Origin of the sequence: Bradyrhizobium quebecense, from assembly GCF_013373795.3 — a bacterium.
GTDB classification, from domain to species: domain Bacteria; phylum Pseudomonadota; class Alphaproteobacteria; order Rhizobiales; family Xanthobacteraceae; genus Bradyrhizobium; species Bradyrhizobium quebecense.
This window is the reverse complement of sequence record NZ_CP088022.1, coordinates 6,191,100-6,202,919: the sequence shown is the minus strand read 5'-3', so window position 1 is coordinate 6,202,919 and position 11,820 is coordinate 6,191,100. Positions and strand designations below refer to the sequence as shown.

Annotated in this window: 11 protein-coding genes; 4 read left to right on the top strand and 7 right to left on the bottom strand. The window is 65.4% G+C overall.

Annotation, left to right across the window (positions count from 1 at the left end):
* From HU230_RS29915 to HU230_RS29905, 3 genes are all read left to right on the top strand, one after another.
* Entirely contained in the window at nucleotides 1-762 is a 762-nt protein-coding gene (locus HU230_RS29915) for an SDR family NAD(P)-dependent oxidoreductase (protein WP_176528737.1), read from the top strand.
* Nucleotides 763-956: 194 nt separating this feature from the next.
* Complete coding sequence (locus tag HU230_RS29910; protein ID WP_176528738.1) at nucleotides 957-1,376, top strand: acyl-CoA thioesterase; 420 nt, start codon at nucleotides 957-959, stop codon at nucleotides 1,374-1,376.
* Between the two features lie 103 nt (nucleotides 1,377-1,479).
* Nucleotides 1,480-2,631: an ABC transporter substrate-binding protein gene (locus HU230_RS29905; RefSeq protein WP_176528739.1), complete on the top strand. Its 1,152-nt coding sequence runs from the start codon at nucleotides 1,480-1,482 to the stop codon at nucleotides 2,629-2,631.
* Between the two features lie 127 nt (nucleotides 2,632-2,758).
* Here HU230_RS29905 and HU230_RS29900 read toward each other — a convergent pair whose 3' ends face one another.
* The 4 genes from HU230_RS29900 to HU230_RS29885 all read right to left on the bottom strand — a co-directional run bounded on the left by HU230_RS29900 (nucleotide 2,759) and on the right by HU230_RS29885 (nucleotide 6,912).
* Nucleotides 2,759-3,154 (bottom strand): endonuclease domain-containing protein, encoded by a 396-nt coding sequence (locus HU230_RS29900; RefSeq protein WP_176528740.1) that lies wholly within the window; start codon nucleotides 3,152-3,154, stop codon nucleotides 2,759-2,761.
* 214 nt (nucleotides 3,155-3,368) lie between these two features.
* Nucleotides 3,369-4,100, bottom strand: a complete 732-nt coding sequence (locus HU230_RS29895; protein WP_176528741.1) for an ABC transporter ATP-binding protein — start codon at nucleotides 4,098-4,100, stop codon at nucleotides 3,369-3,371.
* Nucleotides 4,097-5,866, bottom strand: coding sequence for a branched-chain amino acid ABC transporter ATP-binding protein/permease (locus HU230_RS29890; protein ID WP_176528742.1), 1,770 nt, complete (start codon nucleotides 5,864-5,866; stop codon nucleotides 4,097-4,099). The genes HU230_RS29895 and HU230_RS29890 overlap by 4 nt, the downstream gene beginning before the upstream one ends.
* Nucleotides 5,867-5,871: 5 nt before the next feature.
* Nucleotides 5,872-6,912, bottom strand: a complete 1,041-nt coding sequence (locus tag HU230_RS29885) for a branched-chain amino acid ABC transporter permease (protein ID WP_176528743.1) — start codon at nucleotides 6,910-6,912, stop codon at nucleotides 5,872-5,874.
* A 179-nt stretch (nucleotides 6,913-7,091) separates the two neighbouring features.
* On the opposite strand from HU230_RS29885, the gene HU230_RS29880 reads away from it, so the two are divergent.
* Nucleotides 7,092-7,610, top strand: coding sequence for a MarR family winged helix-turn-helix transcriptional regulator (locus HU230_RS29880; protein WP_097676731.1), 519 nt, complete (start codon nucleotides 7,092-7,094; stop codon nucleotides 7,608-7,610).
* 139 nt (nucleotides 7,611-7,749) lie between these two features.
* On the opposite strand, the gene HU230_RS29875 is transcribed toward HU230_RS29880, so the two are convergent.
* From HU230_RS29875 to HU230_RS29865, 3 genes are all read right to left on the bottom strand, one after another.
* Nucleotides 7,750-9,033, bottom strand: coding sequence for a glycerate kinase type-2 family protein (locus HU230_RS29875; protein WP_176528744.1), 1,284 nt, complete (start codon nucleotides 9,031-9,033; stop codon nucleotides 7,750-7,752).
* 21 nt (nucleotides 9,034-9,054) lie between these two features.
* Nucleotides 9,055-10,287 (bottom strand): ABC transporter substrate-binding protein, encoded by a 1,233-nt coding sequence (locus HU230_RS29870; protein WP_176528745.1) that lies wholly within the window; start codon nucleotides 10,285-10,287, stop codon nucleotides 9,055-9,057.
* Between the two features lie 200 nt (nucleotides 10,288-10,487).
* A complete protein-coding gene (locus tag HU230_RS29865) occupies nucleotides 10,488-11,714 on the bottom strand; it encodes an ABC transporter substrate-binding protein (protein ID WP_176528746.1) in 1,227 nt (408 codons plus the stop codon).
* Nucleotides 11,715-11,820: the final 106 nt, after the last annotated feature.

Sequence of the window (11,820 nt, the reverse complement as noted above, 5' to 3'; positions counted from 1 at the left end):
ATGCAGTTGAAGGACCAGGCCGCCATCGTCACCGGCGGTGCATCGGGATTGGGCGCGGCGACCGCGCGCCGTCTGGCTGCGCAGGGCGCCAAGGTCGCGGTCTGCGACCTCAACGCCAAGCTCGCCGAGAGCGTCGCAGCCGAGATCGGCGGCATTTCGGTCGTGTGCGACGTCGCCGATGCGGCCGCTGCCGAAGCCGCGGTGGCTGCCGCCGCCAAGGCGCACGGCCCGGCGCGGGTGCTGGTCAACTGTGCCGGCATCGGGGTGGCAAAACGCGTGATCGGCCGTGAAGGGCCGATGGCGCTCGCCGACTTCGACAAGGTGATCAAGGTCAACCTTATCGGCTCGTTCAACATGCTGCGGCTTGCGACCGCCGAGATGGCGAAGCTCGAGCCGCTCGCGACCGGCGAGCGCGGCGTCGTGATCTCGACGGCCTCGGTCGCGGCCTATGACGGCCAGATCGGGCAGGCGGCCTATTCGGCCTCCAAGGGCGGCATCGTTGCGATGACGCTGCCGATCGCGCGCGAGCTCGCGCAGTTCGGCATCCGCGTGCTGACCATCGCGCCGGGCCTGTTCATGACCCCCTTGCTGGCCGGCCTGCCGCAGGAGGCGCAGGACTCGCTCGCCGCCGCGATCCCGTTCCCGCGCCGGCTGGGGCAGGCCGACGAGTTTGCCTCGCTGGCGCTGCACATGATCGACAATCCCTATCTGAACGGCGAAGTGGTGCGGCTCGATGCCGCGCTCCGGATGGCGCCACGCTGACTATGGTCATGAGTATGAATCAGGAGCATCCGACGAGCTTGCTTCCACCTCTCCCATTGGGAGAGGTCGGATCGCGCAGCGATCCGGGTGAGGGGTTACGATCAACAACGAAGACCGTACCCCCTCACCCCAGCCCTCTCCCCATGGGAGAGGGAGTTCACCGCGGTTGCCGCGCTATCGGGGTTGGCTAAACCATGTTCGTCCATCGGCGCGACGTGCAGATCCAGTGGGGCGATTGCGACCCCGCCAACATCGTCTACTACCCGCGCTACTTCGCGATGTTCGACGACTCGACCTCGATCATGTTCGAGGCGGCTGGTTGCTCGAAGCAGGATCTCATCCACAAGTACGGACTTGTCGGCATTCCCATGGTCGACACGCGGGCGAAATTCCACATCCCGTCGACCCATGGCGACTGGATCACCATCGAGAGCCGGATCGAGAGCATCAAGCGCTCGAGCTTCGAGGTAGTGCACCGCGTTTTCAAGGGCGAGGTGTTGGCGATCGAGGCGTTCGAGACAAGGGTGCTGGTCGGCCGCCACCCGGACGATCCCGCCAGGCTGAAATCGGCGCCATTTCCGCAGGAGGTCATCGACCGCTTCATGAAGGGCTGACTTGTTCAGGGCTGACTCGCGGCCCCTCATGACCTAAAGAAGGGGCTGAATTTGCCCGCAAACCTGGTTTAAACCCAAAAAACATATCCGCAGGGAGGAATGAATGAGGAAGGCCACTCTCGCCGCAGCAGTGCTCGCAGCTGCTATCGCGCTGCCGGGCGCGCCCGCGCTGGCGCAGACCAATGAAATCACCATCGGCATCTCGATCTCGACCACCGGCCCCGCCGCGGCGCTCGGCATTCCCGAGCGCAACGCGCTCGATTTCGTGCCGAAGGAAATCGGCGGCGTGCCGCTGAAGCTGATCGTGCTCGACGACGCCGGCGATCCGACGGCTGCGACCACCAATACGCGGCGCTTCGTCACCGAGTCCAAGGCCGACATCATCATGGGCTCCTGCATCACGCCGACGACGATCGCGGTATCGACGGTCGCCAACGAGGCCGGCATCCCGCATCTCGGCCTCGCGCCGTTCCCGATCAATGAGGCCCGCGCAAAGTGGTCGGTCGACCTGCCGCAGTCGATCCCGATCATGGGCAAGGTGCTCTACGAGCACATGAAGGCGCACAACATCAAGACCGTCGGCTATATCGGCTATTCGGATTCCTACGGCGATCTCTGGGTCAACGACTTCAAGGCGCAGGCCGTGCCGATCGGCCTGACCATGACCGATGAGGAGCGCTTCGCGCGTCCGGATACGTCGGTCGCGGGCCAGGTGCTGAAGCTCGTCGCCGCCAATCCCGATGCCATCCTGGTCGGCGCCTCCGGCACCGCCGCGGCGCTGCCGCAGACCGCGCTGCGCGAGCGCGGCTACAAGGGCCTGATCTACCAGACCCACGGTGCCGCCACCATGGACTTCATCCGCATCGCGGGTGCGTCAGCGGAAGGCGTCATCATGTCGGCCGGCCCGGTGATGTCGCCGGAAACCCAACCCGACAGCGCGCTGACCAAGAAGCCGGGCCTGACGCTGAACGCGGCCTATGAAGCCAAATACGGCGCCAACAGCCGCAGCCAGTTCGCCGGCCATTCCTTCGACGCCTTCGAGGTGCTCAAGCGCATCATCCCGACGGCGCTGAAGACCGCCAAGCCCGGCACGCCGGAATTCCGCGAGGCGATCCGCCAGGCCTTCATCTCCGAGAAGGAGATCGTCGCGAGCCAGGGCGTCTACAACTGGACCGAAAAGGATCGCTACGGCCTCGACGACCGCTCGCGCATCCTGCTGACGGTCAAGGACGGCAAATACGTCCCGGCGATGTGAGCCGATCTTGATCTGCGAAACGAAGAAGCTGGCCTCGCTAAAGGGCCGGCTTTTTCTCTACCCTCCCCTGGAGGGGGAGGGGCGCTTCGCATCGCGTGAGCGATGTGAAGCGGGGTAGGGTGATACTCTATCGTCGTCGGTGGTGCTTCAGCGGCACGGCTTCCGCTTCGCGAGCGTCGTAGAGCTCGACATAAATCCGCTCCAGCACAGCGCCGAGGTCAGCCGTGATTTCCGAGTTCCAGAACCGGATGACGCGGAAGCCCTCTTTTTCGAGCCATTGTTGTCGCTCGCGATCGCGCATTGCCGTTTCATCGTCGTTGTGATGCCCGCCGTCGAGTTCGATGATCAGCCGCTTGGCCGGACAGAAGAAGTCGACGACATAGGGGCCGATCGGAGCTTGCTTTCGGAAATGCGTGCCTTCCGTCGGCAGTTCCTTCAGCGCACGCCATAATATCCGCTCGTGCGGCGTGGCATTTGCGCGCAGCTTCTTCGCAGCCGCTCTTCGGATCGATGCTGAGACCATTCGTGCGGCTTCACCCCACCCCGATCGCACCCGACGATGCTACGCATCGCCGTGCGCGCTCGACCCTCCCCCTCCAGGGGAGGGTGAAGTGGAGCGCAAGCATTGCGCGAATGCAAGCGTGGTCAGACGTGGTTCATCAGGAGACGCACCCGCCTTCATCCTCCCCTGGCGGGCGAGGTGGGGTGACGCTCTCTCCGCGCTGGCGCGGCGCGTTCTAGATCGCGCTCTCGCCTTCGAGCTGGAAGCCGAGATAGCTCGCGGCGACGCCCTTGTTGGCGGCGATGTCCCTGGCCGGGCCCGACAGCACGAACTCGCCGAGCTCCATCACATAGGCGCGGTCGGCGATCTGCAGCGCGGCCTGGGCGTTCTGCTCGACCAGCAGCACCGAGACGCCGGCTGCGCGGAGCTCGCCGACGATGCGGAAGATGTCGGCGACGATGATCGGGGCGAGGCCGAGGCTCGGCTCGTCCAGCATCAGCAATCTCGGCGCGCCCATCAGCGCGCGGCCCATCGCCAGCATCTGCTGCTCGCCGCCGGACAGCGTGCCGGCGAGCTGCTTGCGCCGCTCCTTGAGCCGCGGAAACAGCGTGTAGACCCGCTCCAGCGAGCGTGCTGCGGTTGCCTTCGCGATCCGGAAGGCGCCGAGCTCGAGATTGTCCTCGACATTCATGGTGCCGAACAATTCGCGATGCTCGGGCACCAGGCTGAGGCCCGTTGCGACGCGGTCCTCGATGTCGAGCGACGCCATGTCGACGCCGGCGAAGGTGGTGCGGCCCCGCAGCGGCAGCACGCCCATGATGGCGTTGAGCAGTGTGGTCTTGCCGGCGCCGTTGGCGCCGATGATGGTGACGATCTCGTTCTCTCCAACGTCGAGCGAGACGCCGCGTACAGCCTCGACCTTGCCGTAGGCGATGTGGACGTCGGTCACCGATAGCAGCGCACTCATGCGGCGGCTCCGAGATAGGCTTTGATCACGTCGGGGTTGCGCTTGATCGCGGCCGGCGTGCCCTCGGCGATCTTGGTACCGAAATCCAGCACCACGATGCGGTCGGCGAGATCCATCACGAACCCCATGTCGTGCTCGACCAGCAGCACCGACATGCCGCCGTCGCGCAACTGCCGGAGCAGCGCGGCCAGCCGCTGCTTCTCCATGTGGCGCAGCCCGGCCGCCGGTTCGTCCAGCAGCAGCAGCATCGGATCGACGCACAGTGCGCGGGCGATCTCGACGATGCGCTGCTGCCCGAGCGACAGCGAGCCCGCGAGCTGGTCGATCTGGTCGGACAGGCCGACGCGCGCGATCTGCCGCGCGGCTTCCGCCAGCAGTTTCGCCTCATCCGCGCGGTCGAGCCGCAGCATGCTGGAGATCGCCCCGGAATTGCCGCGCAGATGCGCGCCGATCGCGACGTTCTCCAGCACGGTCATGTCGGGCACCAGCTTGACGTGCTGGAACGTGCGGGCAACGCCGAGCTTGACCACCTCTTGCGGCGGAGCGTTTGCGACCTCCCTGCCGAGCACGGCGATCTTGCCGCTGGTTGCGGCCAGGACGCCGGTGATCAGGTTGAAGGTCGTGCTCTTGCCGGCGCCGTTCGGGCCGATCAGTGCGACGATCTCGCGGGTGTTGACGTCGAACGAAACGTCGTTCACGGCGAGCACGCCGCCGAACTGCTTGCGCGCCTTGTCGATGTGCAGCAGGACCGGAGACGTTCCCGCCGCCCGCTCACGGTGTTCCAGCTTCACCGATGTGTCCGGCGTCTTGCGGGCCGGCTTGAACGGCAGGTGCGACATCAGCCAGGGCCAGACGCCCTGCGGTGCGAGCTGCAACAGCAGCACCAGCATGATGCCGAACACGATGGTCTCGAGCTGGCTCTGGCCGCCGAAGATGTAGGGCAGGTAGCTCTGTAGCACCTCTTTCAGGATCACGACGATGCCGGCGCCGAGCACGCCGCCCCAGACGTAACCGGCGCCGCCGACGACAGCGATGAACAGATACTCGATGCCGGCCTGCGCGCCGAACGGCGTCGGGTTGGCGGCGCGCTGGAAATGCGCGTAGAGCCAGCCGGACAGGCCGGCCAGCACCGCCGCATAGATGAACACCAGGAGCTTGGCGCGCGGCGTCTGCACGCCGAACGCTTCGGCCGCGATATGGCCGCGCCGCAACGCGCGGATGGCGCGCCCCGTGCGGGAATCCAGCAGGTTCATGGTCAATAGCGCCGAGAGCAGAACCGCAACCCAGATCGCGTAATAGATCGTGTCCGGGCTCAGCATCTTGAACAAGCCGATCGAGAGCGGCGGGATACCCGAAATGCCGTCGTTGCGGCCGAGGAATTCGAGCTTGCTGAACAGGTAGAACAGGCCGATGCCCCAGGCGATGGTGCCGAGCGGCAGATAGTGGCCTGACAGCCGCACCGTGACGATGCCGAGCAGCACCGCTGCAATGCCGCTGACCACGAGCGAAGCCGGCAGCGTCAGCCACGGCGAGACGCCGTAGGCGGTGGTCAGCACCGCCGTGGTGTAGGCGCCGAAGCCGCAGAACGCGGCCTGTCCGAACGAGGTGAGGCCGCCGACGCCGGTGAGCAGCACCAGCCCCATCGCGACCAGCGCGGCGAGGCCGATATTGTCGAGCAGCACGATCCAGAATGGCGGGACGCCCGGGAGAAGCGGGATCACCGCCATCACGAGCGCGAAGATGATGAGAGGGAGCCGCTGTGTCATCGCGCTCAGTCCTTCTCTTCCTCGACCTGGGGCGCTGCGAGCGAGCGCAGCACCAGGACGGGAAGGATCAGCGTGAACACGATGACTTCCTTGAAATTACTGGCGTAGAACGACGAGAAGGCCTCGACGATGCCGACCACGATGGCCGCGACCGCGGTCAGGGGATAGCTGACCAGGCCGCCGATGATGGCGGCGATAAAGCCCTTCAGGCCGATCAGGAAGCCGGTGTCGTAATAGAGCGTCGTGATCGGCACGATCAGGATGCCGGAAATCGCGCCGATCACGGAGGCGAGCAGGAATGCGATCTGGCCCGACAGCGTGGTGCGGATGCCGACCAGGCGGGCGCCGAGGCGATTGACCGCGGTGGCCCGCAGCGCCTTGCCGGTCTTGGTGTAGCCGAAGAACAGCCACAGCCCCACGATGAAGCCGACCGTCAGGCCATAGACGGCGAGGCTCTGGCCGGTGAAGCGCAGCGGACCCGCGGTCACCGCGGCGCTCGACAGCGCCGGGCCGCGCAGGCCTTCGGCGCCGAAGAACACCAGGCCGAGGCCTTGCAGCGCCAGATGGCAGCCGACCGAGGCGATCAGGAGCACCAGCACGGAGGTGTGCGCGATCGGCTGGAAGGCGATGCGGTAGAGAAACAGCCCGATCGCCGCCACGATCAGCAGCACCAGCGCAATGTTGACGGCGATCGGCGTATGGGGACCAACCAGGGCATAGACGAGGCCGAGCAGCGCTGTAGGAAAGACGATATTGAGCGCGACCGAGCGCAGCACCAGCCGGGCATGCAGCGCCTTGCGGGCGAAGAACAGGTCGAGTGCGAACGCGACAAGGCCCATCGCGACGGCAAGGCGCACCGTGCCGGGCACCTGGCCGGTCGCCAGCATGGCGTAGCTCAACGCGCCGTAGGTCACGAATTCGCCCTGCGGGATCAGGATCACCCGCGTCACCGCGAACACCAGCACCAGGGCCAGCCCGAGCAGTGCGTAGATCGCGCCATTGGTGATGCCGTCCTGCAGCAGGAACAGCATGATCGTTGTGTTCAAGGCCGAGCGCTCCCCCTCAAGCGTCGGACCGCCGCGGCCGGCTGTGCCGGTCGGGTCGGCCGATACCGGCTGTTGATAGCCGTCGATATTTGATATGGTGTATAACGATTATTAGATATAATCTCAAGGTCCCCGAGCGTCCCGCGGGGTTTTTGTACCGGGATTGCGAGCCTGGAGCGATGACTGTTTCGAAAACCGCCTCCGATGCCGTCCGTTCGTCGCGTGCCCTGCGCAGGGAACCGGTCGATCCTGCCGGGGACGACAGCATGTTGCAATTGGGCGAACTGTCCGGACTGCTCGGCTATTCGCTGAAGCGCGCGCAGCTCAAGGTGTTCGAGGACTTCCTGCGCTGCGTCGCGCCGCTGCAGCTGACGCCGGCGCAGTTCTCGGTGCTGCTGCTGCTCGACAAGAATCCGGGCCGCAACCAGACCGAGATCGCCAACACGCTCGGCATCCTCAGGCCGAATTTCGTCGCCATGCTCGACGCGCTGGAGAGCCGCGACCTTTGCGCGCGGATGCGCTCGACCAACGACCGGCGCTCCCACATTCTGGTCCTGACCGACAAGGGCCGCGCCGTGCTGGCGCGCGCCAAGAAGCTGGTTGCCAACAAGCACGAGGCCCGGCTGATCGAGGTGCTCGGCCCGGCCAACCACGCCGCGCTGCTGGAGATGCTGGCGAAGCTCGCGCAGGAGTTTTGAGGCCTGTCATTCCGGGGCTCGCGAAGCGAGAGCACGGAATCCATTGCGCAGCAAGCTTCGCGACTGAATGGATTCCGGGCTCAGCCCTTCGGGCTGCCCTCAGGTGCGCAATTGCGCACCGGGGAATGACGAAGGAGGATCAATCCACCAAAATCACGCGCACGTCGTTGACATTCGTCAGCGTCGGCCCGGTCAGCAACAAATCGCCGGTCTGTGCGAAGAAGCCCGTGGCGTCGTTGTTCTCGAGATAGGCCCTCGGATCGAGGCCGATCGATTTCATCTTCGCGAATGTCGCCTGATCGATCACGGCACCCGCAGGGTCGCTCGCGCTGCCGGCGCCGCCGTCGGCACCGTCGGTGTCGGCGGCGAGCGCCGAGATGTCGGGCGTATCCTTGAGCAGGTCGGCCAGCGCCAGCGCGTACTCCTGGTTGGGGCCGCCGCGGCCGTTGCCGCGCACCGTCACCGTAAGTTCGCCGCCGGAGATGATCGCGACGCGCTTGCGCTCGCCGCGGGCCTTCAGCGCTAGCCTGGCGTGTCCGGCCGCGACGTCGCGGGCCTCGCCTTCGAGATCGGCGCCGAGCGCAATGGTCTCGTAGCCGGCGTCCTGCGCGACCTTCACCGCGGCGTCGATCGAAGCCTTGGGCTTTGCCAGCAGCTCGAACGTCGCACGCGCAAAGGCCGGATCGCCCGGCTTGCAGCTCTCGTTCCGGGGATCGTCGAGCGCGCGGCGGACCGCGTCATCGATCGCGAGATTGTACTTGGCGACCAGCGCGCGGGCATCCGCGAGCGTGGTCGGATCCGGGACGGTCGGCCCCGAGGCGATCGCGGAGGGATCGTCATGCGGCACGTCGGAAATCGCCAGCGTGACGATCTCGGCGGCGTGCTGGCCGGCGCGCGCCAGCCGCCCCCCTTTGATGCGCGACAGATGCTTGCGGACGATGTTCATCTCGCCGATCGGCGCGCCGGAGCGCAGCAGCGCGCGGTTGACCTGTTGCTTCTGGGCGAAGCTCACGCCTTCGACGGGCGCGATCCAGTTCGCCGAGCCGCCGCCGGTCAGCAGCACCAGCAGCAGATCATCGGGCGTGGCTTGCGCCGCCAGCCGCAGCGTATCGTCGGCCGCGCGCAGGCCGGCCTCATCGGGCACCGGGTGGCCGGCCTCGACCACCTGGATACGGCGGGTCGCCACGCCATGGCCGTGGCGGGTGGTGGCGATGCCGACCAGCCGCGACGGTTCGAGGCCGAGCGTGTCGAGATAATGCCGTTCCGCCGCCGCGGCCATGGCGCCGGCGCCCTTGCCGGCGGCGAGGCAGATCACGCGTCCCTTCGGCGCCGGCCGCAGCCGCGATGCCAGCACGACATCGGGATGCGCAGCCGCCACCGCGGCATCGAAGATCGAACGCAGGAAGGGACGACGGTCGGTCATGGCTGTGCTTTCGTTACGCGGTCAGTTTCCGGCGACTTCGCCGCTGATGACGTCGCCGAACAATTGCCAGCGCTCGCCCTTGAACTGCATCAGCTGCAATTGCTCGATCGGCTGGAAGTCGGACGGCCCGGTCGACAGCGTCACGCCGGGCAGCAGGCCGCCCTGCGCAAACTGCTTCAGGCTTGCCGCCTGTTTCATCACGTTGGCGCGGGTGAGGTCGTCGCCGCAGCGGCGCAGCACCTCGACCATGGTGGTCGCCATGTTGTAGCCGGTCATCGCCGAGGCATCGACGCGGTTGGTGTCGGGCATGTACTTGGCGAGCAGTTCGTCGAACGCCTTCATGCCGGCGTCGTCCTTCCACTGCGGATCGCTGGCGTCCTTGGCGTAGGCCGCCGAGATCACGCCCTGCGCATTGTCGAGCCCGGCCGGACGCATCACCGTCGCAGTGGAGGCCGAGACGTTGGAGACGATCGTCACCGGCTTCCAGTTCATCTCGCCGAGCTTCTTGATCGCCTGGGCGCCGAATTTCGGCGTGGTGAAGAAGATGATGACGTCGGGGTTGGCGGATTTCAGCCGCACGACATGGGAATCGATGGTGGGTTCGGCGACTTCGTAACTCTCCTTGGCGGCGATCCGCGCCGGATCGCTGGCGAAGCCGTCTTCCAGGCCCTTGAGGTAGTCCTTGCCCATGTCGTCGTTCTGGTAGAGCACCGCGACCTTGGCGGCGGGCTTCTCCTTGAGCAGATATTTCGCGTAGATCCGCGACTCGCTCTGGTAGCTCGGCAGCCAGCCCATGGTCCACGGGAACGTTTTCGGATCGTTCCACTTGGTCGCGCCGGTGGCGACGAACAGCTGCGGCACTTTCTTGGCGTTGAGGTATTTCTGGATCGCGGTGTTGGAGGCGGTGCCGAGCGTGCCGAACAGGAACAGCACTTCGTCGCTCTCGACCAGCTTGCGGGCCTGCTCGACCGCCTTCGGCGGCGAATAGGCATCGTCATAGGAGATGAAATTGATCTTGCGGCCGTTGATGCCGCCATCGTCGTTGACCTTCTTGAACACCGCGGCCATCGCCTTGCCGACCACGCCATAGGCCGACGCCGGGCCGCTATAGGGCACGATGTTGCCGATCTTGATTTCGGTATCGGTCGCACCGGTGTCGTATTTCTTCTGCGCCCACGCGGCATTGCCGGTCACGGCGGCGACGGCGAGGCCGAGCAGGGCGGTTGCGACACGGTGACGGATCGGCTTCGGCATTTCCCGAAAACTCCTTGTTGTTGCCGGCGCGCAAGGGCGCCGGGTTCGCTGCGGTTGTTGCCGGTTTTCCTAGCGCATTGCCGGGCAAAGTGTAAGCAGGCATCGCCCTCGGCCGGTCGTTGAGCCGGCCGCATGGCCGATGAAAAGCCCCCTGCGACGGTATCGCAGGGGGCCATTGTCGGTCGATTGTCGGCAGGAAATCAGCCGCCGACGTCGGCGCTGATGACGTCGCCGAACAGTTCCCATTTCTCGCCCTTGAACTTCATCAGCTGCAACTGGCTGATCGGGGCGAAATCGTTCGCGGCGGTGTTGATCTTGATGCCGGGCAGCAGCACTTCGGTGCGGAAGTCCTTCAGATTCGCCGCCTGCTTCATGATGTTCTCACGGGTGAGGTTGTCGCCGCACTGCTTCAACACCTGAACCAGGGTCTGGGCCACGCCGAAGCCGACCACGGTGCCGCCGTCGAGCTTGTCGCCCTCGGGGAAGTCCTTGGCCATGAAAGCGTAGAATTCCTTCATGCCGGGATCATTGTCCCATTGCTTGTCGGAAGCGTCCTTCAGGTAGGCGGCGGAGATGATGTCCTGCGCATTCTCGAAGCCGGCCGGTTTGATCACGCTGCCGACCGAGGCCGACACGTTGTTGAGGAAGTGGGTCGGCTTCCAGCCGATCTCGGCGACCTTCTTGATCGCCTGCGCCGCGAATTTCGGCGTCGCGATGTCGATGAAGACGTCGGCGTTGCTGGCTTTCAGCTTGACGATGTTGCTATCGATGGTCGGCTGGGAAGTCTCGAAGCTCTCTTCGGCGACGATCATGCCGGCGGCCTTCTGGCCGAGACCGTCCTTCAGGCCCTTCAGATAGTCCTTGCCGTAATCGTCGTTCTGGTAGAGCACCGCGATCTTGGCGTTCGGCATGTTCTTCAGGATGTACTTTGCGTAGATCTGGGTCTCGCTCTGGTAGTTGGGCTGCCAGCCCATGGTCCAGGGAAAGTCCTTCGGATCGTTCCACTTGGTGGCGCCGGTGGCGACGAACAGCTGCGGCACCTTCTTCGAGTTCATGTATTTCTGGATCGCCGAGTTCGACGGCGTGCCGAGCGAGTTGAAGATCAGCAGCACCTCGTCGCTTTCGACCAGCTTGCGGGCCTGCTCCACGGCCTTCGGCGGCGAGTAGGCGTCATCGTAGGAGATGAAGTTGATCTTGCGGCCGTTGATGCCGCCGGCATCGTTGATCTTCTTGAAATAGGCGGCCTCGGTGCGGCCGATGATGCCGTAGGCGGAGGCGGGTCCGCTGTAGGGCATGATGTTGCCGATCTTGATCTCGGTGTCGCTGGCGCCGGTGTCGTATTTCTTCTGGGCAAGCGCAGCGCTGCTGGATGTCGCGACGAGCGCGAGCGCGGCCCCGAGGACCGCAAGTCTTGTGGTAGCGAACATCTATGTCTCTCTCCCTGTTGTCAGACGAACGTGTCGCGGCCCCTTTTCGAGGGCTCTGTTATTTGATTGCAATGATTAGCATTTCAGGCGGCCCGTCTCAATGAAA